The organism is Pseudoalteromonas shioyasakiensis (genome assembly GCF_019134595.1).
Lineage (GTDB): Bacteria > Pseudomonadota > Gammaproteobacteria > Enterobacterales > Alteromonadaceae > Pseudoalteromonas > Pseudoalteromonas shioyasakiensis_A.
Genome location: NZ_CP077770.1, coordinates 3,412,062 through 3,436,129, shown reverse-complemented (window position 1 = coordinate 3,436,129; position 24,068 = coordinate 3,412,062). Strand labels below are relative to the sequence as shown.

The following is a 24,068-nucleotide window of genomic DNA, read 5'->3' as shown; positions in this document are numbered from 1 at the left end:
TGAATATAGCTATTTTTTAAGCAAGTAGATAGATTTCGTGGGCGTTTTTATAGCTTAGTTTATGCCATAAACTCGACTGTGAGCACAGTGAGTGGTAGTGCTGCCAGCAGTTTGTGTAACTGGTATTTATTTGGCAAACAGGGAAATTACTGGCAAACATCACGCGATGTTCACCAAAGTACTTAACTAAATTATTAACCAGCCAAAGATGCTTGTTTACGGCTATTTGCGTGAACTCTAACCCTGAGAACTTTATCGCGATATTATCGCAGCGGCTGAGTTTAATGATTGCTTCGAGCCATCTTTGCTCATTACTAATAAAGCCTAAATGATTAATCACCACACGTAATGATGGCAGTGCGGTGCAATACTTAATAAGCTGCTCGGTTACCTGCATGTTTTCAATTTCAAACTGTGCTTCAAAGTGTAAGTTTTCGCTTGCGAGCATGGCTAGGTTATCTTGGCAGTGAGGAGTTAATAAGCGCTTTGCTTCATCACCTTCGGTTATATCGCGAATACCAACCAAAGATGAGTGCTTTAACTCATTGAGTGACGCTTCAAAGTGTTTGCTAGATGCGTCAATCGCGCTGTAGCTGATTGCGCGATAGGGAATGTCATTTAAATGCGTTGCAAGCCAATTAAGCTCATTCACTGGCGCTTGGTTATCAAAGCCAGCTTCAATATGCACCAGCGCTTCTAGTTGAAATGGACAAGCAGCTTTAAGTTCTGAGGTAGTAATTTGCCTTTTGATTTTATCTAAATTTGGCCAAGGGGGGGGATTGCTACCTTGTAGCCAAGTGTATTGACCCTCAGTGAGGTTAAAAAAGTGCACATGGGGGTCAATAATCTTGTCGCTCATTGCGTGGTGTATCCACCATCAATGCTTTGTAAGCTACCAGTAATAAAGCTCGCTTCTGGGCTTATTAAAAAGTTCACCAAAGCAGCAATTTCTTCTGGTTGCCCTAAACGGCCTAGCGGTTGCAGTGCGGCTTCTTCAGCAACAATCTCAGCTTTATCGGCACCACTGCGCTGACAGTATGCATCAATCGCATTATGAAACAGTGGTGTTTCTATCGTACCCGGACACACTGCGTTAGCACGAATGTTAAACGCCGCATAATCGAGTGCTGTCGTTTTTGCCATTGAAGCTAGCGCATGTTTGGTGAGGTTATAAGCAAACGAGTTTGGTTTGCCAATGATTGCCTGATCAGAGGCAACCAATACAACACTGCCGCCTTGCAGGTTTTTCATGCTAGGTAATACAGCTTGAATTGCTGCATAGGCACCTTTCACATTGAGCGCAAACAGGGCATCAAACGTTGCTTCATCGGTATTTTCAATGTTGGCACTTAAATGACGACCCGCATTAGAGATTAAGGCATCGACGCGACCCGTCTGTGCAATAATATCGGCAATAACCGACTTCACTTGCTGAGTATCACTAACGTCACAGTGGCGATAGTTGCCCTCAGACGGGGTGATATCTAAGTTATATACAGTGTAGTCTTCACGTTCTAAACGCTCAACAATAGCTTTGCCAATACCTTTACTGCCACCAGTGACAATTGCAACGTTTGTCATCATTTACCCTTAGTGGCTGTGGCCACAACCGCCTTCACCGTGCACGTGGCCGTGTGATAATTCTTCGGCAGTTGCTTGGCGAACATTAATCACCTCAACATCAAACGTCAGTGTTTTACCAGCAAATGGGTGGTTTAAATCGCAATCTGCATTGAAACGGCCCACTTTAACGATAGTCACTTGGTGGCGACCTTGGTTTGAATGAACGATTGCAGTCATACCAGGCTTCCACACTTTTGTGTTACCTTGTAAGTGCTTAAGTGGAATACGTTGAATAAGGTTATCAACGCGCTCGCCGTAAGATTCGCTAGGCTCAAGTGTTACGCTAAAGTTATCGCCAGCCGATTTACCTTCAAGGGCTTTTTCAAGACCAGGAAGCATGCCTTCAGTGCCATGGATATATGAAAGTGGCTCGCCATCTTTACTTGATTCGATTTGCTCGCCTGCTTCACTAAGAGTGTAGTGAAACTCAACCGCTGCGTCTTTACTGATCTGCATGTTATTTCTCTTTAGAATTTAAATATAGGCGCTGATTTTACGCTAACCACAAAGAGTGAGCAATCAAGGCTTTTTCAACGAGCTTTCAATGCCTGACAACATAGCTTCACTGGCCGGTACTTGCGGCTCAGCGGGTTTTGCTTGCGGTAGGTGCAATGTCAAAATGGTGCCTGGTTTTAAAATGCTGGTGGCACTGAGTTTATTCCACGTTGCAACGTCTTTATGAGGCACGTCGTATAGCTGACTGATACTCCAAATAGAATCACCTGGTTTGACGAGGTAATCAACCGCAATGGTTGCGATGACTTCCTCATGCTGTTCAAGGTAAGGGCTAATATTGTAATCAACTAGTAATGATTCAGGCATGGTTTGGGGCTGTGATAATCGCAATTGTTCACCGACTTTAATCAGGTTACTTGTTTTGCTATTAAGGGCTTTAAGGTTCTTTACAGACATATTAAAGCGTCTGGCAATGCCATAAAGGGTGTCGTCTTTTTGCACTATATACTCACCGGCAAAGTTGTTGCGAAACAGCTTACTTTGCAACAAGGTGCGGCGCTCCATAGGTAAAAGCAGAGTATGTGGACCATTTGGCGAACTTTGGTTTTTTAAGTATCCTGGGTTTAATTTGTGGAGCTGGTTATGCCCCACGCCAGATAAGTTAGCGATCACCGAAAAATCAAATTGTTGGCCAACATCAAATTCTGTGGTGAGCGCTTTATTCGCTAATTTTGGGCGTTTCAGGCCTTGGTCAGGATGTTTTAGTAAATAGCTAAGTGCCAAAAGCTTAGGAATATATTCAGCGGTTTCTTTTGGTAGCGATAGCGACCAATAGTCAGTTTTCTTGCCAAGTCTTTTATTTTTTTCGATAGCTTTTTTAACGCGTCCCTCACCACTGTTATAGGCGGCAAGGGCATGCAGCCAATCACCATCAAAACGTTTATGTAAGTAACTTAAATAAGCTAAAGCGGCATCGGTTGAAGCGAGTATGTCTTGACGGCCGTCATACCACTGGTCGCTTTGCACACCGAAATGATAAGCCGTCGCGCCGACTAACTGCCAAACACCAACGGCTTGCTCTGATGAACGTATTGTAGGTCTAAAATCACTTTCAACAAAGGGTAATAGGGCTAGCTCCATCGGTAGCTTCTGTTGCTCGATACGTGTGACGATATGGTACAAATAGGGCGCAGCACGTTTATTCACTTTAATCAGGTAATTGGGTTGTTTTAAATACCATTTTACCCGTGCAGATGTATGTTTATTGGTTTGAAATACCAGCGTTAAATTGTTGGCGATATGCTGCCATAGATCTTTCGAGCGAGGGTTGGGTAAGGGCGTGTCGTTAGCAGGCAATGGCACAGCCTTGGAGGGCGCTTCAACGACAGTTGAATCGACAAATTCGCTAGTTGCTTGTTCAGACGTTAAGTTGGGCTCATAATGGCTAAAAACCTTTGGCCTTTCTTGCTCATCTGTTTCTTGCTGAGTTAGTTGGCATCCCTGTATTCCAATAACTAAGCTCAACCAAAGTAAATATTTCAAACTTACTTGAGCCATATAATAAAATCCTTTTACTATTTTAGCCCTATTTTGACAATTTGCTTTGTTTAAGTCCAGCTTCTAGAAACATAGAAAATGCTCTTTCACCCACTTCATCGAGCTGGTATTGCTGTTTAACCTCTGTAGGAAAAAGTAGGATTAATTCACCAACAGGTTTATTTGGTGCTGATTTTGTCACCTCTTGAATGGTTTTTAAAAACCTTAAAGGGAGCGCAAGTTCAGCAGGTGTCAGCGGCTTACCGTGACCCGGTAAAATAGTTGTCAGTGTGGTATTTTTTTGGATACCTTGCAGCGCGGTTATCCAGCTAGAAAACGTACCATGCCCAGGATAGGGTAAGCTGTCGACTATATCGCCACCTAACAGCACGCGACCTTGATCTGCACTTAAAGTAAGATCGCCTTTAGTGTGCGCCTGATACGGTGTAATAACGATGGGGTAGTTACCAAGGTTTAGCTTTGTTGATTCAGTAATGCTAATCGCCGGTGGCTTTAAGGTGAGCTCTCGCCAGCGAAATAAGCGTTTTTTAGCAAGTTCAAGTTTGTCGCGCCAAATAGCTTGTTGATCTTCAGGTTGATTGGCAAGGCGTTGATAGCTCAATTCAATACTTTTTTCATAACCATCTAACTTATCAGTTAATGCTTGCTGCATTGCTGAAAACTCTGTTGCTACTTGCTGATGCACAATGAGTTTAGCGTTTGGAAACTCAGCCTGTAAAACGGCCAAGCCTAGCAGATGATCATCATGATAATGGCTCGCTACTAAATAACATAATGGTGTTTTTAAGCGTTCTTTTAGCTGCTCTGCGAGCTTTTCTACTTCGGCAAAGTTACCACTGGCATCAAACATTAATGCGCATTCTTTACCTTCTATCAGCACTTGATTCGAATCGTAAAAACGCAGTTTATTTTGTTGTTGTAGAAATTGGATTTCGGGAGTAATGCTATGCCAGCTAACGCTAGCTTGGGTGCTATAGCTTACGAAAAGACAGATCAAAAAAGCACAAAATCGCATAGTGTTTCGCTCTGATAGTGGTTAGTAGAATTGATTGTAAACAAAAAAAGCGCAGGATGCGCTTTTTTCTAAATACTAAGGTGTTGGCTGAGCTTATCTATTAAACTGTCATGTTGTTGCTCTTGTTCTGCTTGTTGCGATTTAACTTCAAGCAATTCATGACTTAAATGTAATGCTGCCATCAGCAACGCTTTTTGATCATTGCGAACCGATGAGCGTTGTTTCATTTGCTCCACTAAGTCATTCAAATTTTGTGCAGCAGCAACTAGGGCATGCTCTTGCCCAGGTGGGCAAGAGAACTCATGCTCTTTACCTAGTAGCTCTACGGTGACCCGCTGACTTTGTGGGCCGCTCATTAGCTAGCCTGTTGAACGCTTTGCAATTTCTCAAGCAGACCAGTGAGTGTGCTGCTTGTATCTTTTTGTTTCTCTTCGTTTTCGAGTACTTCAAGTTGCAGAGTTTCGTTCTCATCTAAAAGTTTAGCGGTTTGTTCTTGTAGGCTTTTTACTTCACTTTCAAGTTCGCTGTTGCGAAGGATTAATTTGTCGATCAGTTGTTCGAGTTGGGAAAGGGTTTCGTTATTCATAAATGCGCTCATAAAACTGTGATTATTGTCATGCAAATGTAAAGGAAAGTGTCTTGATATGCCAGCATTTACGGCCGTTTTAGGGGATTTTTATTTATTATTAAGGTGTAATTCAGCGTAGCGGCTTTTTTATTCATTTATGATTCACTAAAGTGCCAGATGCTAGGATCATTTTCTGTTTATCATGTACAATATGGCTATTCATTTTTAATGCAGTTTTGCATTTGGCGATTTATAAATATGCTTAGTTATCGACACTCTTTTCATGCAGGCAACCCTGCTGATGTGCTAAAACACCTTGTTCTAGCTGAAGTTCTTAAATACCAAACAATTAAAGACAAACCACTTGATTATGTGGACACCCACTCAGGTGCTGGCTTTTTTGAACTTGCAGGCAATGATGCACAAAAAACACAAGAGTATTTAGATGGGATTGCTAAGCTTTGGCAGCACAACAGTGAGCATGATGCACTTAATGAGTATATTGAGCTGATTAAATCATTTAACTCAAATGGTAATTTAGATTTTTACCCTGGTTCGCCAAAAATTGCAGAGCACTTTCTACGTCGCCAAGATAACGGTTGGTTCTTTGAGTTGCATCCTCGTGACTTACAGTTACTGCAAGACAATATGAAAGGTAAGCGTTCTATTCGCGTACGTGGTGAAAACGGCTTTCAAGGCTTAATTGGTTTATTACCACCAGCATCACGTCGAGCTTGTGTGCTTATTGACCCTCCTTACGAAATTAAAAACGACTACGATACGGTTGTTAACACTCTTGTTAAGGCGCATAAACGCTTTGCAACTGGAACGTACATGATTTGGTATCCGGTTGTAGATCGTGAGCGAATTGACAGAATGGAAGAGGGTTTAATCGCATCGGGTATGCGTAACATTCAGCTTTTCGAGCTTGCAACAGAGGCTGATACCGACGTTCATGGTATGACAGCATCGGGTATGATAGTGATCAACCCACCGTGGAAACTAAAGCAAACAATGGATGCGGTATTACCAGAACTTGTTTCATTACTAAGCGATAGCAGCGGTTTTTATCGGAGTGAACAGTTAGTTGAAGAATAATTTTTTCAATACAAAAACGCCCAGCAATTGCTGGGCGTTTTTTATTTAACTGTTGTTAATTCATATAAGTCGCAGCGAAGGTCGCAAGTGGCTCATCACTATCATCTAACAAGGTTAACTGTTCACCATTGATAGAGTATTTAGCTGTGGCTGCAAGTGCTGCAGACATGGCCGCTTCAATATCCATTTGTGCTACACACATTTTTTTGGTGCTTGCTAATGGGTTGAATGTAAGCGTCTGCTCGTTAACCTCGTAACTACCTGAAAAGTTATTACAACCTAAGTGACCATTGGTTGAACCATCGTCTTTAAACTGTACGAAAGGTTCTTTATTTTCAACGGTGATAGCTTCACCGCTGATGGTAACTGCTTTCCAATACGTATTGGTCAATGTTACGTCTGGCTTTTTCGCTGATACTTTTGTCACTGTCACTTTGTACACATCATCCGTCGCATCTTCGGCAAATGGATTATTATGAGTGGTACTGATGTAAAGTAATTTACCTTGATTCTCAATGCGTGCACTCACACTGTAGCGATGACGATCAGCAATTTTGCTTTCGTCATACTCAAGTGCCACGTTATATGGCGGTGCGCCATTTAATTCAATTTCTTGTTCGCTGATAACCTCTGCTTTGGCATCCATTTTTGATACATCAGCAAGTTGTACTTTTAATACTGAACCCGGTGGCAGCATGCTGCGGTCTAAATAAATAACCTGAGTATTGAGGGTTTTCATTGTTGATTGCTCAGCCTGTGGTGCGGCAGAGTCTTCACCACAACCTGTTAATACTAAGCTGCTCCCTAAGATCATTAAACTGCATAGAGAAGCGCGTTTGAAAGATGAGATGGTATCCGAAGCCATGATTTTTTCCTTGCGTTTTAGGGTTATGCGTCTTTGTAATTGAATAAGCATAAAGTTCGCTGACTTAATCATAGCTTAATTAACAAAAAATGGGCACTAGGCCCATTTTCTTAATTACGGATTCGCTTTAAAAAGCAAATTGAGTGCTCGTTATTTTTTCACGTATTTGGTTAGAATAACAATGCGTTGACCATCAACACGGCCTTCAATGTGTTCTGGGTTACTCGTTAAGCCAATGTTTCTTACTGCTGTGCCACGCTTAGCAACAAGGCTGCTGCCTTTCACATCAAGATCTTTAATGAGTGTCACTGTGTCACCCGCTTGAAGTACAACACCATTACTGTCGATGTGTTTAATATCGTCATCTTCAGCTAGGGCTGTTTGCGCCCATTTTAACGTGTCTTCTTCAAGGTAAATCATATCTAGTGCATCTTGTGCCCAACCGTTATCAGCAGCTAATCGCTTTAACATGCGATAAGCCACAACTTGTACAGCGGGTGTTTGACTCCACATGCTGTCATTCAAGCAGTGCCAGTGATTTGCAGTCAAATCGGCATTGTTTTCGATTTGATCTTTACAAGTTTGGCAAACATAAATGCATTTATCAGAATGAGCCTCTGTAACAGGCGGCACTTCGTATACAGATAGGTTATCTGTAGCGGCACAAAGTTCACATTGGTTATTACTGCGTTCGATTAGGGCTTGTTCAATGCTCATAGGAGGCTCTTTTTAGTTAACAAGGTAAGAAAAACAGCGCGCATTATAGCAAAAGCAGGTCCAAAGCGGAATATCCCTAGTCATTGTGGGGGTATGAATATAATGATTTAGCAAGGCAAACATCTTTCACTATACTTATAACAATAGTAATGTGGAGATAGCCACATCTAAGTGAGAAGTAGAATGTCAGAATTAAGTATGGAAGGTAACAAAAGTCAGAGCGTGACTCAGTATATAGCCCGGCAGCCAATATTTAATGCTGATAGAAGTTTGTATGCTTACGAATTATTGTATAGAGAATCGAGCGATAATGTCTTTCCAGTAGGCACGAGTGATGGCCAAGCAACGGGGCGACTGTTTTTTAACGCGTTAATGTTGATGGGACTCGAGAAGCTAACGGGTTTTCAACCTGCGTTTATCAACCTATCGACCGACGCTATTTTGGATGACTTTCCTAAGTTGCTGCAACCACGCAGTGCGGTTATCGAAATAGTGGAGCGGGCTACTAGCATTCCAAAAGTAGTAAACCGCGTTAAGCAATTAAAACAAGAAGGCTATTTGTTCGCGCTTGATGACTATGATGGCACAGAAAAGTGGCAAGATATTTTGCCTTTGATGGATTTTATTAAGCTTGAGGTCACACAGCCGATTATCAAAACCAACATGATGATCAAAAAGCTCAAACGTAGCTTGCCAGAGATCACTATTATTGTGGAACGTATTGAAACTTATGAGGACTTTCAACAATTAAAAGCGGCAGGTTGCGACCTGTTTCAGGGCTACTTTTTTGCCAAGCCAGAGCTTTTAAGTTTTGGTAATGTTGAACCATCAAAAGTTGCCGTGCTTGAATTACTTAACTGTACTGCGCAAACAGATTTAAACTTTGATGCTATTCAGCAACGGGTTGCTAAAGATATAGGCCTTACTGCACGCATTTTAAAATTAGTTAATGCGCGTATCAGCAATAGTCAGCAAACAATTCGTTCAATTTCGCAAGCAGTTATTTACCTGGGTGAAGATGCGATTAGGCAATTTGTGCGGGTACTAGCGCTCAGCGAATTAGGCAATGATAAACCGCAAGAACTGACCAAACTTGGTTTAACAAGAGCTAAATTTATTGCGCTGATGCTTGAACCCGGCGGTAAAGACCTTGCTGAGCAAGGTTATTTAGTCGGTTTACTATCTGTACTTGATGCTATTTTAGATATGGAACTTGATATCATTGCCAAAGAGTTTTCACTGGGTAGTGAGCTTTCAAGTGCACTATTAAACTTTAATGGCATGCAAGGTGCGAGCTTACAACTAGTTAAAGCAATGGAAGAAGAGCAGTGGCAAACTGCCCATGAGCTACTAATGATGATCCGTCCTGCGTCAAAAATGGATGTGGTTTTTCAAGCTATGTACGATGCTCGTGCTTATGCCGATGAAGTGTTCGCAAGCTTATCATCAGTTACAGACTAAAAGCGCAGAGTTCGTTATGATGCGGGCTCTGAGTATTAAGAAGGTTTGTAACTAATGCGTGTTGTTTTTCCGGTTCTGGCTATTTTAATTGCCTTGGCGTTACTAATTCCCGGTGTAACCCAGCCTGTGCTCACCCTAGAAGGAAAAATTGATAAATCGAAGCTTGCCAAAACAGGTATTGAAATGATTGCCGATGAAGGCGATCGCAATACCCGTAGCGTGTTAATGATGGCATCCAGCATGTTGGGGCTCGATAAGCTTGAAGGTGAAATTGATGCCTATAAAAAAACACGCAGCATTTGGGGCTCCGTGAATGAGCTTGCCAATAACAAAAACTACCTTGTCGCCGCGCTTGTTGCAGTGTTCTCGATTGTTATTCCCACTTTAAAACTCCTGATGCAATTGCTTTATTGTTTCTTACCGGTGAATAGATTTAAGCATTTGCTCGGTCAACTCATACAAGGCCTAAGTAAATGGAGCATGGTTGATGTGTTTGTGATTGCATTGATCGTGTCTTATTTAGCAGGTAATGCTGATGGGCAAATGGGCGAGCTAATAAAAATGCATGCCGAACTGGGCGATGGATTTTGGTATTTTACTGGCTATTGCCTGTTTGCTATTGCTGCTAGCAGTAGTATAAAAATAGATAAGCCCTTGTCGAGCGCGTAAATTTCGGGCTACAATTTGGGCAATTAATTTTTAAGGTATGATGATGACGCGACTTTCAAGCTACTTATTGATAGCTATGATGCTGCTCACTTTTGTGAGTCAGTCAGTTGCGTCTGTTGCTATGGTGTGTGATATGCCACATGGCAGCATGCAAATGGATCATCATGCTAATATGAGCGCTGACAACGACATGAGTGATATGGATTGTTGCCATGAAGACGTAATGGATAACAGCGATTGTGCGTGTCCGTTTAATGCCTGTACAGCTCATTCACTCCTGCCGTTAAATGATTTAGTTGTTAAATCAATTAAGCAATCAGAAAAAGTCACCGTGTTAGGCGCAAGCCAGCTTAGGTTCCACACAAGTTCTTTATACCGCCCACCTATTACTGCTTAAGCAGGATAGGTCTGTCTAAAATTCAGCAAAACACTGAAATACACCTCATCCTGCAACCAAAATCTATTGTTTTTTAACCATTTTTAAGATTTTTGGAGCATGTGATGATTCACAGCAAATTAATTAAGGCGCTTTCTCTAGGCGCAGTATTGATAACCTCAAGTTTAGTGAAAGCAGAGCCGTTGGCACTCAATCAGGTGATTGATTATGCATTGACTCACGAGCCTTGGTTACAGGCAAATAAATACCAGCAACAGGCGATTGAAGCGCAAAGCATTGCGGCCGGTACCTTACCTGATCCAGTATTAACCGTTGGACTCATGAACTTACCAACCGATGGTTTTGCCTTTGATCAAGAGGGTATGACGCAATTCAAAGTGGGCTTGTCACAACAATTTAGCCGAGGTGATAGCCTTGCCTTACAGCAACAAGCTTTAAAACAATCAGCTGAGCAATACCCTTGGCTTAGAGCAGACCGCCAAGCACAGGTTAAAGCCATTGTTAGCGAGGCATGGCTAAATGCCTATCGCGCACAAAAAAGCATTCAACTTATCAATCAAGATAAAGCCTTATTTAATCAACTTATTGATATTACAGAAGCAAGCTATGCCAATACACTTGGTGCGACTCGCCAGCAGGATATTATTCGCGCTCAGCTAGAGCTGACTCGGCTTGAAGATAAGCTGGTGATGTTAGAGCAACAGTTTGATAGTGCAAAAAAACGACTAGCTCAATGGCTACCTATTGAAATGCTAAACGGTGCCGTGAGCGATGAAAATACCAAGGTGGCCGCAGTAATGCCTTATCAAGAGCTTGCACCATCGGGGGTGACTGAAGTGCTGATGAATCACCCGGCAATTATCGCGATTGATCATGCTATGCGTGCCAAAAACACCCAAGTGCAAGTGGCCAAAGAAGCATATAAGCCGCAATTTGGTATGAACCTAGGCTATGGCTATCGTGATGATACCCCGATGGGTGACTCTCGCGCTGACTTATTCTCTATTGGGGTAAGTGTTGATTTACCGCTGTTTACTGATAATCGCCAAGATCAACAAGTTAATGCCGCAATAGCTAATGCCGAGGCGGTAAAAACCAACAAGTTTATTACCCTGCAAAAATTGCAAGGTCAGTATTTTAAAGAGCTTAGCCAACTAAGCCGACTTGCCCAGCGCAAAGCGCTGTATCAACAGCAGCTATTACCGCAAATGGCAGAGCAAGCTGAGGCGACTCTAAATGCTTACACCAACGATGATGGTGACTTTTCAGAAGTGATGCGCGCACGCATCAGCGAACTTAACGCAAAAATTGATGCGTTGAATATCGAAATAGACAAACAAATTACCCTCGCTCGCCTTAACTATTACGCAGCAGCAAAAGATAACCAAATAAATGCAGCACAAAGCCTAGGAGCTACCAATGAATAACACAGTGAAATTAGTTATCGCCTTGGCGGTAGGTGCGGCATTGGCAACGGCTGTAAATAAACTAGCTGAGCCAGATCATGAAGCTATGCCAAGCGCTGAGAAAAAGCCCTTATATTGGGTGGCGCCTATGGACAGTAATTACCGACGTGATGAACCGGGTTTATCACCAATGGGTATGGAATTAGTCCCCGTTTATGAGGAGCAAAGTAGCGCTGAAGACAGCCCTGGTACTGTGAGAATCTCACCAGCAGTCGTTAATAACTTAGGGGTAAGAACGGCGCCTGTGCGGTTTAAATCATTACAAACTACCGTTGATACGGTTGGTTATGTGCAATACGACCAAGACCAACTCGTGCATATTCACCCTCGTGTCGAAGGTTGGATAGAAACCTTATATGTAAAAGCTGCAGGTGACCAAGTTAAGCAAGGCGAGCCACTTTATACCTTGTATTCTCCACAGCTAGTGAATGCACAAGAAGAGCTACTGCTTGCCCTTAAGCGTAACAATGCAGTACTTATACGTGCGGCAAAAGCACGCTTAGCCTCACTGAATGTTTCTGACGATTTTATTGCGCGATTAGAGCAAAGCCAAAAGGTCAGACAAAACATTACCTTTTACGCCAAGCAAAGTGGCGTATTGGATGAGCTAAATATCCGCGAAGGCTTCTTCGTAAAACCTGGCACAACCATGATGAGTATTGCTCATCTAGAAGAAGTGTGGGTTGAGGCGGAAGTTTTTGAGCGCCAAGCAGGGCTCATTCATAAAGGCTTGCCAGTGACTATGAACCTAGATTACTTACCGGGCAAACGCTGGCAGGGCGAGGTCGATTATATTTACCCAACCCTTGATGAGAAAAACCGTACCCTTCGCGTGCGCTTACGCTTTGCCAACCAAGACGGCTTACTCAAACCGAATATGTTTGCTGAAGTGAGTATTACCACCAAGCCGACTGAGCCGCAATTAGTCATCGCTAAAGAAGCGGTCATCCGCACCGGTAGCCAAGACCGTGTCGTGATTGATTTAGGTGAAGGGCGTTTTAAATCAGTGGCTGTGACGCTAGGCCGTAGTGATAATCATGATGTTGAGATTTTATCGGGCTTATTAAAAGACGATAACGTAGTGGTTTCAGCGCAGTTCTTAATAGATTCCGAATCAAGTAAGAGTTCTGACTTTATGCGTATGCAAGAACCTGATAGTGACAGCGCAATGGTAAATGGCGTGATCAACAGTATTGACCGCGAAGCTCGCACTGCTGTGATCAGTCGTGAGGCTATCCCTAAGTGGGGACGCGAGGCTGCAACCATGGAATTTCATTTTTCGCCGCGCATTGATATGTCTAGTTTGCAAAGCGATGATGAAGTGCATTTTACCTTTAAGTTGGTAGACGGTGAGTTTGTGATTTTTGACATCATGACCATGAGCCACCCTATGCAAGGAGAAATGCAATGATAGCTGCCGTGATCCGCTGGTCAGTCGGTAATCGCTTCTTTGTATTACTGCTGTCTTTAATGTTGGCGGGCTTTGGGATTTTTTCTTTAAAGAATACCCCAGTTGATGCCTTGCCTGATTTATCTGATGTACAGGTTATTGTAAAAACGTCTTACCCAGGACAAGCGCCTCAAGTGGTGCAAGACCAAGTAACGTTTCCTATCACTACAGCCATGTTGTCGGTGCCGGGAGCTGAAACGGTAAGGGGCTTTTCGTTTTTTGGTGACTCTTATGTATACGTTATTTTTAACGAAGACACCGATCTTTATTGGGCCCGTAGTCGGGTGCAAGAGTATTTGAGTCAAGTAAGTGCTCGCTTACCTGATTCAGCTAGGCCTGAACTTGGCCCTGATGCAACTGGGGTGGGTTGGATTTACTTGTATGCGCTGGTGGATAAAACCGGTAAGCACGATATTAGCCAGCTACGAAGCCTGCAAGATTGGTTCTTAAAGTTTGAGCTGCAAACTGTGCCAGGTGTATCAGAAGTAGCCTCGGTTGGCGGCATGGTTAAGCAGTATCAGGTGAATGTCGACCCCGATAAATTGCGTGCTTATGGAATTCCGCTGAGTTTAATTCAAACAGCAATTAAGCAAGGTAACCAAGAGCGCGGTGCCTCAGTGGTCGAAATGGCTGAAGCCGAATACATGGTATCAAGCACAGGTTATATTAAAAGTGTCGCAGATTTAGAAGCCATTCCGCTGGGTACTAATGCCAATGGCACACCACTGCAATTACGCGATGTGGCTGATATAAAACTTGGGCCGCAAATGCGCCGTGGTATTGCCGAACTAAACGGCGAGGGTGAAGTAACTGGTGGTGTAGTGGTGATGCGCTTTGGAGAAAACGCCGAAGCAACCATCAAACTAGTAAAAGAAAAGCTAGAGTCGCTCAAAAAAGGCCTGCCTGAGGGGGTTGAAATTATCCCTGTGTACGACCGCTCAAACCTTATTACCCAAGCACTTGATAACTTGAGCTCAAAGCTAATTGAAGAATTAATCGTCGTGGCCTTAGTGTGTGTAGTGTTTTTATTCCATATACGCTCATCGATAGTAGCCATTATCACGCTGCCAATGGGGATTTTAACGGCTTTTGTGGTGATGTATTGGCAAGGTATAAACGCCAATATCATGTCGCTTGGCGGGATAGCGATTGCCATTGGTGCAATGACCGATGGTGCTATCGTGATGATCGAAAATATGCATAAGCATATGGAGAAAACCCCGCTGACCGATGAGAACCGCTGGCAAGTCGTGATGGACTCAGCCGCAGAAGTCGGGCCCGCGTTATTCTTTAGTTTATTAATTATCACTGTCAGCTTTATGCCAGTGTTTATTCTTGAAGCACAAGAAGGGCGCATGTTCTCGCCACTGGCTTATACAAAAACCTATGCAATGGCTGCCTCGGCTGGTTTAGCGATTACACTGGTGCCGGTATTAATGGGCTACTTTATTCGCGGTAAGGTTATTTCGGAGCAGAAAAACCCAGTAAACCGCTTATTGGTGGCAGCCTATAAACCGTTATTAAACGCGGTGTTAAAAGCGCCGAAAACAACATTGGTACTGGCCTTAGTGTTGGCTGTTATTGGCTTTTACCCGGTTAATAAAATTGGCAGTGAGTTTATTCCTCCTCTTGATGAGGGCGACTTAATGTATATGCCTACTACGTACCCAGGTATTTCAATTGGTAAGGCCCGTGAAATCTTACAGCAGACCGATAAGTTAATTGCCAGTGTGCCAGAGGTTGAGTCGGTGTTTGGTAAGGTAGGTCGTGCAGACACTGCCACAGATCCTGCGCCGCTTACCATGATCGAAACCTTTATTCAGTTAAAGCCAAAGTCACAGTGGCGAGAGGGTATGACAACCGAGAAACTGAAAAAAGAGCTCGATAATCTGGTTAATTTCCCAGGACTTACCAATGCGTGGGTTATGCCAATCAAAACGCGAATCGACATGCTTGCCACTGGCATTAAAACGCCTGTGGGGATCAAAGTTGCAGGGCCAAAGCTGAGTGAAATTCAAAAAATCGGTGAGCAAATTGAAGTCATATTAAAAGACTTACCGGGCACGGCTTCGGTTTATTCAGAGCGCGTTGCCGGCGGTCGTTACATCAAAGTCGATATCAACCGTGAGAAGGCTGCGCGTTACGGTTTAAACATTGCTGATGTGCAACAGGTTGTTGCTACTGCTATCGGTGGTATGAATGTGACCGAAACTGTTGAAGGGCAGGAGCGTTACCCAGTTAACTTACGTTACCCACAAGATTATCGCGACTCGCCAGAAGAGCTTAAGTTGTTACCGATAGTGACACCAAACGGACAGCGTATCGCATTGGCTGATGTAGCCCATGTCTTTATCGAAGATGGCCCGCCGGGTATTAAAAGTGAAAATGCCCGCATTAATGGCTGGAGCTTAATCGACATTGAAGGCAGTGATATCGGCAGTTATGTTGAGCATGCGCAACAAGCGCTGCACGAGCAACTCGAGCTACCTGCTGGTTACTCAATTACGTGGGCGGGGCAATATGAATATATGGAGCGCGCAAAAGCTAAACTCAGTTATGTATTGCCATTAACCTTGGCAATTATTGTGGTGCTGTTATACCTCAATTTTAGGAGCTTTATTGAGGTGGCAATGATCATGCTGACCTTACCGCTTGCGATGATAGGCGGTATTTGGCTGATGTACCTTGAAGGCTTTAACTTCTCGGTTGCTGTTGGGGTTGGTTTTATTGCCTTAGCTGGGGTTGCTGTGGAAATTGGCGTGATCATGCTGGTTTATCTCAACCAAGCTTATCAAGATGCTAAAGCGCAATCAGCACAGTTCACGGTTACAGAGCTGCGCCAAGCAATTATCAATGGTGCGGGTCTTCGGGTTAGACCTGTGATGATGACAGTTGCCACTATTATCATTGGTCTACTGCCAGTACTTTATGGCACTGGAACGGGCAGTGAGGTGATGAGCCGAATAGCCGCGCCTATGGTCGGTGGGATGCTCAGTGCCATAGTTTTAACGCTACTTGTGTTACCTGCGCTTTACTTTATATGGCGTAAACGCCACCTATAAATTTTACAGTCAGTGTGTAACTTGTACGCTTTTACTTGCTTTAAGTTACACACTTGATTTTTAAGGTTATGAAAATTAATGTTTTTATTGCTGGTGTGATTTATGCAAAGTCATATTAAATTGATTTTAATAAGGAATGCACATGCAAGTTAAAACAATAAAACAAGTTTATGATTGGACCGTGTTATTTCATACTCAAATGGCAGCCAATTTCCACAGTGTTAAAGACTTACTGGACGAGCATAATCAAATGCTGGTGGACTATTACCTGCAATATGAGAAGAAACTAGCAGAAGATCTCGTTGGCTTTAAAGCCATTACTGAAATAAACACACTTGATACCTATTGCTATGAGTATTTTGCTGAAAACCCAGAGCTAATTACTTTTAACGATATCAGCACAGATCAGCAAATTGATGAAAAGGCGATTCAGGTTTACTTAACCACGCAACATCAAAAGGTAATCGACTTATACGAATACTTGGTATCGCGAGCTGATACAGAGCAAAGTAAAGAAAAGCTCGAACGTTTACTTGAGCTTGAACATCAAGGCCTTAAGCAAATGATGCAAAGCTCAAATCGTCATATGGATATGTAATAGATTAATCAGCTTAATGAAAATCGAGTAAGAAGCCGACTTTTTTAAGGTATTTTTGCTCTTGCTGTAAGTCAGCTAAAAGCAAGGTATGTTCTTTAAGCCACTTATTGTGAAACTTCAAGAACATACTATTTTGCTTGGCTGTTACCTCAAGTTTAAAACCTTGATCGGTAATACGCTTTTGGTTCAGTAGTACCGCTAAGCGTAAAATCACTATAAGCTGCAATATTTCATAATGCTGCATTGTATGCAGTGCCGGAAACTCTTCTAAGCGGATCTTCTTCCGATAAAAACGGATCATGCAACTAAGCAAGGTTTGTTGTTGCTGCGTAAAGCCAGGTAATTGGCTATTCGCAACGATATACGCGCTGTGCTTATGTATTCCTGATGAATTAACTCCTAAGCCAATTTCATGCAGCTGCGCGGCCCAATCCAGTAAGTTGATATAGTCAGGGTCGGTAAGTTGCCATGCTTCTTTTACTTGTTCAAACAGCCACTTTGCAGTTGTCGAGACACGGTTAGCATGCTCTTTATCTATAGCATTACGCTCAGATAGGTTCGCGATGGTATTAGTGCGAATATCTTTGTGGGCGAGCTTTTGCTGCATTTCATGAAGTAGACCTTCACGAAGTGAAAAGTCGCTGTATTGCAACGCTTCGATTTTAAACAGCCTAAATACTGCAATTAAAATAGCTAAACCACCGCAAATACTCACTTGCCTCTCAGGTGTAAGACCTTCAATTTGTAGCGCTTTTATTTGTTTGGCTGCAATAAACTGAGTTTTTAGTTCTAATAATCGCTCTAATGTAATCAGCTCTTGCTCGGCATCGTTAGCATTGATCATGGCAAGGATAGATTTAATAGTGCCTGATGTTCCCACCACTGATTGCCAGCCAGCCGACAGGTAGTTGGCAAAGATCACTTCGAGTTCTTGCTCTGCGCGAACCTCAGCTTTGGCAAAGCGCTTAGCTGTGATTTGTCCATCTGCAAAAAACTGCTTGGTGTAACTAACACAGCCCATATTGCGGCTAGTAAGTAATTTATGTTTAAAGTGTTTGCCAATGATGAGTTCGGTACTGCCGCCGCCGATATCAATGACTAAGCGGTTTTCATCGTGATGAATGTAGTGGGCAACACCTTGGTAAATTAATCGGGCTTCCTCTTGCCCCGATATTACTTCGATTGGGTAAGGAAACACTTTACTTGCTTGGGTTAAAAACGAATAAATATTTTTCGCTCGGCGTAATGTGTAAGTGGCGGCCACTTTGACGTTCTCTAAGGGGAAGTCCTGCAAGGTAGTCGCAAATTGCTTAAGAATGGCCAGCGCGCGTTCGATTGCTTCTTGGTTTAAATGATTTTTATCATCTAAACCGTCAGCTAAGTAAACGCGCTGTTTCTCTTTATGTAAGATTTGCAAAGAGCCATCGACCTCTCTTGCCACCACTAAATGAAAACTGTTTGAGCCTAAATCAACGGCAGCAATTGAGGGATAATCATTCATTATTATAGTTACTTTCCCATTTCTTAAGGTGGTCATAAATAGCAATTTGCGAACGAATTTTCTTACGATTGCCGCGGCGCACATAGCTGTTTTTTTGTTCGCTATCGATTATGCGTGCTTTTGTTCTATCTTTAAACTGTAGCTCAAGAATATCAATAATAAGTTGTTTTAACTTTTCATCATAAATCGGTGCGGCTACTTCAACACGGTGATCAAGATTACGGGTCATCCAGTCTGCCGATGAAATATAAACCTTTTCGTCGCCATTATTATGAAACACCATCACCCGAGGGTGCTCTAAAAAGCGGTCAACGATACTAATAATACGAATATTTTCGTTAACGGCAGAGGGCACTAACGAACACATGCCACGGACAATAATGCGAATTTTCACACCGCGTCTTGCGGCAAAGTAGAGGTGATCAACCAGCTCTTTATCTACAAGGTTGTTTATCTTTAGCGTAATTCGCCCAGCCTTACCATGTTCTACATTGGTTATTTCAGCATCAATTAGCGACATAATAGTTTGTCTTGCGTTGACTGGCGAAATCATCAAGTGATCAAATTGAAATGGTTTATAGCTACTTTCAATAAACTTAAACACGCTATCGCATTCTTCACTAATGCCTTCATGCTTGGTGAATAAGCTAAAGTCAGTGTAGATTTTGGCGGTTTTTTCGTGGAAGTTACCCGTGCCTATATGGGTATACTTCACTATGTTGTTCTTTTCTTTACGGTGAATAACACACAACTTACTGTGCACTTTAAGAGCAGGAATACCAAAAATTACTTTAACACCGGCATTACTCAGTGTTTTTGCCCATTCAATGTTGTTTTGTTCATCAAAGCGCGCTTTCAGCTCAACCATTACTGTTACGTGTTTGCCATTTTTTGCCGCATTAATAAGCGTAGAGACAAGTCGAGACTGGCTCGCAACGCGATAAATATTGACCTTAATTTGGGTTACATCTGGGTCAAATGCTGCTTGGCGTACAAATTCAAGTAAATGGTTAAAGGTGTGATAAGGGTAATAAAGTAAAATATCTTGCTCTGAAATAGCATCAAACACACTTGAGTGATTGTTAAAAGCCGTGCTTTGTAATGCAGGCAGTGGTTTGTTTTCTAAGTACTGACGGCCAACATTCGGAAACGCAATAAAGTCACGGAAATTACGGTAACGACCGCCGGGGATCAGCGCATCATGTTGGCTTATATTAAGGCGTTTTTTCATTACTTTAAGCATTTCAGCTGGCATGCTTTCATCATAAACAAGGCGCACAGGCTCAGCAGAAATACGTTGTTTTAGACCTTTTGACATTTTATCGAGCAAGCCCTCTTCAAGCTCGTCATCTAAATTGTATTCGGCATCACGGGTCAATTTGATGGCATAACATTGAATATCATCAAAGCTAAAAAAGCTGCTAAACACATCGCGAATAAAGTAGGCGATGATGTCATCTAGCATCACAATGGTTTTGTGACGGCGTGTTTTCTCTGGTGGTAAAATAACAAAGCGAGATACGCGGTCAGTGGGCACTTCCATCATGGCATAATGACTTTTTTGGTTGGTCATCTCGACGAACAAATAGGTCATGGTGTCGTTGATTTGATCTGAGTAGTCTTTCTTTTCAGAGAGTAAAATCGGTAATATGTGTTGTAGTACATTGTCGTGGAAGAATTTTCTCAGCCAACTTAAGTGAAATTCAGATAACTCCTCAGGTAACTCAACGTGAATATTATGCTCGTTTAAGTCATTTAAAATGTCTTTATGAATTTGGTTAAACTTTTTACCAAGCTGCAGCACCTTACTTTGGATCTGATGAAGTAATATCTCGTCTTCTTCAAAGTTCGCATCAGGAATTTTATTAAGTAAAATTCGACGTTTTACATCGGCAACACGAACACGGAAAAACTCATCCATGTTGTTTGAGTAAATACCTAAAAAGCGCATGCGCTCAATAATCGGGTTCGATTTATCTTTGGCTTCTTGCAGCACGCGTTCATTAAAAGACAGCCAACTTAGCTCTTTGGCAAAGTAATTAACGGCTTGAGAAGAGTGTGATGCGTTCATCTGGTTTTCCAACGTTTATAGCTAGTTAGAATATAGAGGATGCAGATGACGGTTGTATTAAAATACTCAAGCTGCCTCTAGATTCCGTTTCAGTTGGAGTTAAAAGCGATTTAGGCAAGGCATTGAATGCAAAGAATGGTTGTTCCCTTGTTAAATTCAATAACGCAGTATAAATCGCTTTTAAACCAACCCATAGGGCGCTTCTCTGGAGCTTACTCTCTGCGTTGTTACTTTTTAAAAGGGAATGCCATTCCTGCAAAGTAACGCCTTGATATTAAACCCCAGAGAAACGCTGAATTCTGTATCTAGAGGTAGTTTGAGTATTCAACATGTCAGTTTTGTGACATGTATGTCGTTAATTTTAAAGCTTAGTTTAAGTTTAAATATCCCTATAAACTTGCTTGTTATGCGTCCTCAATATCAACAATTAAGTCTGTGGTAATAGACTCGAGTGCCGTGATTACTTCGTCCTTGTTCATGCCTATTGGTAAAGCAACGGTGGCAACAGCACTAAAAATTGGTACGCCCCAGTTAGGTGCACTTTGTTGTTTTGAATTTAGGTGAGTGATATTCGCCCCTTTGTGACGAATAACGCTGGCAAGCTCTTGTACTATGCCAGGTCTGTCGTTACCAGTAATGACAAAATTGATTTGTTCAGATTTTTCTTCTGGCAGTATTTCAGCGCCGCGTTCAATTCTGATTTCTAAATACGGCAAACTATGCAATGCGTCTTGCAGCTCTTGCAGGTGCTCTTCAGGTACTGCTGCCTCAATGATCCCAGCAAAGTGACCTGCAAGGTGGCTCAAATTACTGCTTAACCAGTTACCATGATGGTTTAAAATTGTGGCTGAAAGGTCTTCAACTAGGCCGGGTTTGTCTGGCCCCAAAATAGTAATAACTAACTGCTTCATACTTATATCTCTATAAAAATGCCTCTGAAAAATGCAATAAAAGGAAGGAGGCGTTGGTTAAAAATGATTCTTATTGTCGAAAAAAATAAGTCATCTTGAGTATTGATGCAGATTTATTGTTTGTCCAATTTTTTCCATATAGTTATAAAAAATTAGTTATAACAGTTTGTTAGCTTGTTAATTTGGTCGTTATAAATACGCAGATTAATGTCGCAATTTGGTCATTTTTTAAGTTTAAAATACGTCCCTGAAATACTCGCTTTATTACACTGAATTATGACGTTTGTAACATTACTGTCATCTTGGTGAAATATAATACGCGCCACGTTAAGATTTAAGGGTGTTTTGATGACTTCCAATCCGAATAAACCTACCTTTCATACGGATAGAAGCCGTCTATTTAAAGACAGGTTTGCCAAGTGGGGTATTTCCGCAGGTGGCGTAATGGTGCTAGTAGCACTGTTACTCATATTCTTTTACCTTCTTTATGTTGTTCAACCTATTTTTGAGTCAGCAAAAGTAGAGACACGTAATAGTGTAAAACTACAAAATGCGTCAGAAGTTGTGGGTCTTGGCATTGAAGAACAAACAGAGATTGCCTTTTTACTCGGTAAAAAAGGTAATGTGGACTTTTACAATGTTGAAAAACAGCAATTTGGTAAAAAGATCACCACTCTTAATACAGAATTACCAAGCGATGTGAGCAGCTTTGCAAGCTCTGCACCGTTTCAGGGGCAATACGCATACGGCCTAGAGAATGGCTCTGTGGTTGTGGTTGCGCCAAAATTCCTAGTGACATTCCCAAACAACCAACGCAAGTTAACACCGCGTTTAGATTACCCATTGGGTGATATGGCGCTTGAAGTTGATGAGCAAGGTGCGGCAATCACTAAATTCGCATTTAGCCACTACGAAGATAAAACAGCGGTTGTTGCTTTAACGGCTGACAAACGCGTTTTATTTAGCAGCTTTGTGGGTGAAGAAAATATGTTCACCGGCGAAGTAGAGTGGGTTGTTGAGCGCACAGAGCTTGATATTGAAGGTCGTGTTGATGAGCTATTAATCTCACCTGATACAACACGTACATTCGTGCGTTCAGCAAATCAAATTTACGTATATGATACTCGTTACCCTTCTGAAGTTGAGCAAATCCAACTGCTTGCAGCTAACGAAGAAAACGCGAACCTAGTTTCAACTCAGCTATTAGCGGGTGCAAACTCACTGATGCTTGCTAACGATAATGGCGAAGTATCACAGTGGTTTGAAGTAAACACTGAAAATGGTCGCCAGTTCCAAAAGATTCGTGCTTTTGAAACCAGCAAGCAATCGAAACTAAACATTTTTACAGAGTTCTACCGTCGTACTTTCTTCACAGCAGGTGCTAACGGTGAGCTAGGTATTTATTACACAACCAGTGATGCAAAACTATGGCAAGGTAAAGTAAGCGACGGTGCAATTCAAAACTTTGCAATTGCGCCACGTTCAAATGCGGCACTTATTCTTGCTGATGATGCGTTAAAAGTAATTGAAATCCATAACGAGCACCCTGAAGTAACTTGGTCTGCGCTATGGCAAGAAGTATGGTACGAAGGTTACCCTGAGCCGGGTTATATCTGGCAGTCAACGTCAGCAAGTGATGACTTTGAATCTAAGTTCTCATTAGTGCCAATTTCATTCGGTACGATTAAAGCGGCAATGTACGCAATGCTATTCGCTGTACCCATTGCGCTTTCAGCGGCAATTTACACGGCTTACTTTATGTCGAGTGAACTACGTAAAGTGGTTAAGCCGACAGTAGAAATCATGGAAGCATTACCAACGGTAATTCTAGGTTTCTTAGCGGGTCTTTGGTTAGCGCCATTAATTGAAGAACATTTACCAGCGATTGTCGGATTATTGGTGTTGCTGCCAATTGGTATCTTATTAACCGCGTTCGGCTGGAACAAGCTACCGGCGTCGATTCGTCACCGTGTTCCTGAAGGTTCGCATTCAATTTTACTTATCCCAGTGGTTATCTTTATTGGTTGGCTATCGTTTGCGATGAGTAACTCAATTGAGCTTTGGATGTTTGACGGTAATGTGCGTCAGTACCTAACTAATGAATTAGGCATGACATTCGACCAACGTAACTCGCTAGTTGTTGGTATTGCGATGGGCTTTGCTGTTATCCCAACGATCTTCTCAATTGCGGAAGATGCGGTATTCAGTGTTCCTAAGCACTTATCAAACGGTTCATTAGCACTCGGTGCAACGCAATGGCAAACATTGGTTCGCGTAGTACTACTAACAGCAAGCCCTGGTATCTTCTCAGCAGTAATGATGGGTCTAGGCCGTGCTGTAGGTGAAACAATGATTGTACTAATGGCAACAGGTAATACACCTATTATGGACTGGAGTATTTTCCAGGGTATGAGAACACTTGCAGCGAATATCGCGGTAGAAATGCCAGAGTCTGAGGTAGGTAGCTCGCATTATCGCATCCTATTCTTAGCAGCATTTGTATTATTCATATTCACATTCGTTTTCAACACAGTGGCTGAGTTTGTTCGTCAGCAGCTGCGTGAAAAATACAGTTCAATGTAG

General features: G+C 42.3%; 21 protein-coding genes. 9 read left to right on the top strand and 12 right to left on the bottom strand.

Features of this window, described 5'->3' with window-relative positions; translation table 11 throughout:
* Positions 1-16: 16 nt before the first annotated feature.
* The 7 genes from KQP93_RS15840 to KQP93_RS15810 all read right to left on the bottom strand — a co-directional run bounded on the left by KQP93_RS15840 (position 17) and on the right by KQP93_RS15810 (position 5,237).
* Positions 17-859 carry an amidohydrolase family protein gene (locus KQP93_RS15840; RefSeq protein WP_217875174.1) on the bottom strand — a complete coding sequence of 281 codons (843 nt, stop codon included), beginning with the start codon at positions 857-859 and terminating at the stop codon, positions 17-19.
* Positions 856-1,581, bottom strand: a complete 726-nt coding sequence (locus KQP93_RS15835) for an SDR family NAD(P)-dependent oxidoreductase (protein ID WP_217875173.1) — start codon at positions 1,579-1,581, stop codon at positions 856-858. Before KQP93_RS15835 ends, KQP93_RS15840 begins: the two co-directional genes overlap by 4 nt.
* Before the next feature lie 9 nt (positions 1,582-1,590).
* A complete protein-coding gene (locus KQP93_RS15830) occupies positions 1,591-2,079 on the bottom strand; it encodes an FKBP-type peptidyl-prolyl cis-trans isomerase (RefSeq protein ID WP_054563509.1) in 489 nt (162 codons plus the stop codon).
* A gap of 63 nt (positions 2,080-2,142) precedes the next feature.
* Positions 2,143-3,636, bottom strand: a complete 1,494-nt coding sequence (locus tag KQP93_RS15825; RefSeq protein ID WP_217875172.1) for a LysM peptidoglycan-binding domain-containing protein — start codon at positions 3,634-3,636, stop codon at positions 2,143-2,145.
* Between the two features lie 28 nt (positions 3,637-3,664).
* The gene (locus tag KQP93_RS15820; RefSeq protein ID WP_440590079.1) at positions 3,665-4,486 is read right to left on the bottom strand and encodes an MBL fold metallo-hydrolase; all 822 of its coding nucleotides are present in this window, start codon (positions 4,484-4,486) and stop codon (positions 3,665-3,667) included.
* 233 nt (positions 4,487-4,719) lie between these two features.
* Positions 4,720-5,007, bottom strand: coding sequence for a cell division protein ZapA (locus KQP93_RS15815; RefSeq protein WP_054563511.1), 288 nt, complete (start codon positions 5,005-5,007; stop codon positions 4,720-4,722).
* On the bottom strand, positions 5,007-5,237 hold the full coding sequence (locus KQP93_RS15810) for a hypothetical protein (RefSeq protein ID WP_054552458.1): 231 nt from the start codon (positions 5,235-5,237) through the stop codon (positions 5,007-5,009). The genes KQP93_RS15815 and KQP93_RS15810 overlap by 1 nt, the downstream gene beginning before the upstream one ends.
* A 240-nt stretch (positions 5,238-5,477) precedes the next feature.
* Between KQP93_RS15810 and KQP93_RS15805 the strand changes: the two genes are divergently transcribed.
* Entirely contained in the window at positions 5,478-6,317 is an 840-nt protein-coding gene (locus KQP93_RS15805; RefSeq protein ID WP_217876804.1) for a 23S rRNA (adenine(2030)-N(6))-methyltransferase RlmJ, read from the top strand.
* A 55-nt stretch (positions 6,318-6,372) separates the two neighbouring features.
* Here the strand turns inward: KQP93_RS15805 and KQP93_RS15800 are convergent, their stop codons facing one another.
* Positions 6,373-7,182, bottom strand: coding sequence for an META domain-containing protein (locus tag KQP93_RS15800; protein WP_217875170.1), 810 nt, complete (start codon positions 7,180-7,182; stop codon positions 6,373-6,375).
* Positions 7,183-7,332: 150 nt separating this feature from the next.
* A complete protein-coding gene (locus KQP93_RS15795; protein WP_058583950.1) occupies positions 7,333-7,899 on the bottom strand; it encodes a PhnA domain-containing protein in 567 nt (188 codons plus the stop codon).
* A gap of 183 nt (positions 7,900-8,082) precedes the next feature.
* Here KQP93_RS15795 and KQP93_RS15790 point away from each other — a divergent pair, with 183 nt between their 5' ends.
* The 7 genes from KQP93_RS15790 (at position 8,083) to KQP93_RS15760 (ending at position 17,002) form a co-directional block, all read left to right on the top strand.
* Positions 8,083-9,360: an EAL and HDOD domain-containing protein gene (locus KQP93_RS15790; RefSeq protein ID WP_254907686.1), complete on the top strand. Its 1,278-nt coding sequence runs from the start codon at positions 8,083-8,085 to the stop codon at positions 9,358-9,360.
* A 54-nt stretch (positions 9,361-9,414) separates the two neighbouring features.
* On the top strand, positions 9,415-10,029 hold the full coding sequence (locus KQP93_RS15785; protein WP_217875169.1) for a paraquat-inducible protein A: 615 nt from the start codon (positions 9,415-9,417) through the stop codon (positions 10,027-10,029).
* A gap of 43 nt (positions 10,030-10,072) precedes the next feature.
* A complete protein-coding gene (locus KQP93_RS15780; protein ID WP_217875168.1) occupies positions 10,073-10,426 on the top strand; it encodes a hypothetical protein in 354 nt (117 codons plus the stop codon).
* 104 nt (positions 10,427-10,530) lie between these two features.
* Positions 10,531-11,853 (top strand): TolC family protein, encoded by a 1,323-nt coding sequence (locus tag KQP93_RS15775; protein ID WP_217875167.1) that lies wholly within the window; start codon positions 10,531-10,533, stop codon positions 11,851-11,853.
* Positions 11,846-13,303, top strand: a complete 1,458-nt coding sequence (locus KQP93_RS15770; RefSeq protein WP_217875166.1) for an efflux RND transporter periplasmic adaptor subunit — start codon at positions 11,846-11,848, stop codon at positions 13,301-13,303. The genes KQP93_RS15775 and KQP93_RS15770 overlap by 8 nt, the downstream gene beginning before the upstream one ends.
* Positions 13,300-16,404: an efflux RND transporter permease subunit gene (locus KQP93_RS15765; protein ID WP_217875165.1), complete on the top strand. Its 3,105-nt coding sequence runs from the start codon at positions 13,300-13,302 to the stop codon at positions 16,402-16,404. Before KQP93_RS15770 ends, KQP93_RS15765 begins: the two co-directional genes overlap by 4 nt.
* Before the next feature lie 142 nt (positions 16,405-16,546).
* A complete protein-coding gene (locus KQP93_RS15760; protein ID WP_194442164.1) occupies positions 16,547-17,002 on the top strand; it encodes a hypothetical protein in 456 nt (151 codons plus the stop codon).
* A gap of 13 nt (positions 17,003-17,015) precedes the next feature.
* On the opposite strand, the gene ppx is transcribed toward KQP93_RS15760, so the two are convergent.
* The 3 genes from ppx to KQP93_RS15745 all read right to left on the bottom strand — a co-directional run bounded on the left by ppx (position 17,016) and on the right by KQP93_RS15745 (position 21,485).
* Complete coding sequence (ppx, locus tag KQP93_RS15755) at positions 17,016-18,503, bottom strand: exopolyphosphatase (RefSeq protein WP_217875164.1); 1,488 nt, start codon at positions 18,501-18,503, stop codon at positions 17,016-17,018.
* The gene (ppk1, locus tag KQP93_RS15750) at positions 18,496-20,574 is read right to left on the bottom strand and encodes a polyphosphate kinase 1 (RefSeq protein WP_217875163.1); all 2,079 of its coding nucleotides are present in this window, start codon (positions 20,572-20,574) and stop codon (positions 18,496-18,498) included. The genes ppx and ppk1 overlap by 8 nt, the downstream gene beginning before the upstream one ends.
* 404 nt (positions 20,575-20,978) lie before the next feature.
* Complete coding sequence (locus KQP93_RS15745; protein WP_130050417.1) at positions 20,979-21,485, bottom strand: glycine cleavage system protein R; 507 nt, start codon at positions 21,483-21,485, stop codon at positions 20,979-20,981.
* A 348-nt stretch (positions 21,486-21,833) separates the two neighbouring features.
* On the opposite strand from KQP93_RS15745, the gene KQP93_RS15740 reads away from it, so the two are divergent.
* The gene (locus KQP93_RS15740) at positions 21,834-24,068 is read left to right on the top strand and encodes an ABC transporter permease subunit (protein WP_217875162.1); all 2,235 of its coding nucleotides are present in this window, start codon (positions 21,834-21,836) and stop codon (positions 24,066-24,068) included.

Bases quoted from the DNA above. Each gene is read 5' to 3' on its own strand.
- KQP93_RS15840 (WP_217875174.1), bottom strand. From the start codon at position 859: ATGAGCGACAAGATTATTGACCCCCATGTGCACTTTTTTAACCTCACT.
- KQP93_RS15835 (WP_217875173.1), bottom strand. From the start codon at position 1,581: ATGACAAACGTTGCAATTGTCACTGGTGGCAGTAAAGGTATTGGCAAA.
- KQP93_RS15830 (WP_054563509.1), bottom strand. From the start codon at position 2,079: ATGCAGATCAGTAAAGACGCAGCGGTTGAGTTTCACTACACTCTTAGT.
- KQP93_RS15825 (WP_217875172.1), bottom strand. From the start codon at position 3,636: ATGGCTCAAGTAAGTTTGAAATATTTACTTTGGTTGAGCTTAGTTATT.
- KQP93_RS15820 (WP_440590079.1), bottom strand. From the start codon at position 4,486: ATGTTTGATGCCAGTGGTAACTTTGCCGAAGTAGAAAAGCTCGCAGAG.
- KQP93_RS15815 (WP_054563511.1), bottom strand. From the start codon at position 5,007: ATGAGCGGCCCACAAAGTCAGCGGGTCACCGTAGAGCTACTAGGTAAA.
- KQP93_RS15810 (WP_054552458.1), bottom strand. From the start codon at position 5,237: ATGAATAACGAAACCCTTTCCCAACTCGAACAACTGATCGACAAATTA.
- KQP93_RS15805 (WP_217876804.1), top strand. From the start codon at position 5,478: ATGCTTAGTTATCGACACTCTTTTCATGCAGGCAACCCTGCTGATGTG.
- KQP93_RS15800 (WP_217875170.1), bottom strand. From the start codon at position 7,182: ATGGCTTCGGATACCATCTCATCTTTCAAACGCGCTTCTCTATGCAGT.
- KQP93_RS15795 (WP_058583950.1), bottom strand. From the start codon at position 7,899: ATGAGCATTGAACAAGCCCTAATCGAACGCAGTAATAACCAATGTGAA.
- KQP93_RS15790 (WP_254907686.1), top strand. From the start codon at position 8,083: ATGTCAGAATTAAGTATGGAAGGTAACAAAAGTCAGAGCGTGACTCAG.
- KQP93_RS15785 (WP_217875169.1), top strand. From the start codon at position 9,415: ATGCGTGTTGTTTTTCCGGTTCTGGCTATTTTAATTGCCTTGGCGTTA.
- KQP93_RS15780 (WP_217875168.1), top strand. From the start codon at position 10,073: ATGACGCGACTTTCAAGCTACTTATTGATAGCTATGATGCTGCTCACT.
- KQP93_RS15775 (WP_217875167.1), top strand. From the start codon at position 10,531: ATGATTCACAGCAAATTAATTAAGGCGCTTTCTCTAGGCGCAGTATTG.
- KQP93_RS15770 (WP_217875166.1), top strand. From the start codon at position 11,846: ATGAATAACACAGTGAAATTAGTTATCGCCTTGGCGGTAGGTGCGGCA.
- KQP93_RS15765 (WP_217875165.1), top strand. From the start codon at position 13,300: ATGATAGCTGCCGTGATCCGCTGGTCAGTCGGTAATCGCTTCTTTGTA.
- KQP93_RS15760 (WP_194442164.1), top strand. From the start codon at position 16,547: ATGCAAGTTAAAACAATAAAACAAGTTTATGATTGGACCGTGTTATTT.
- ppx (WP_217875164.1), bottom strand. From the start codon at position 18,503: ATGAATGATTATCCCTCAATTGCTGCCGTTGATTTAGGCTCAAACAGT.
- ppk1 (WP_217875163.1), bottom strand. From the start codon at position 20,574: ATGAACGCATCACACTCTTCTCAAGCCGTTAATTACTTTGCCAAAGAG.
- KQP93_RS15745 (WP_130050417.1), bottom strand. From the start codon at position 21,485: ATGAAGCAGTTAGTTATTACTATTTTGGGGCCAGACAAACCCGGCCTA.
- KQP93_RS15740 (WP_217875162.1), top strand. From the start codon at position 21,834: ATGACTTCCAATCCGAATAAACCTACCTTTCATACGGATAGAAGCCGT.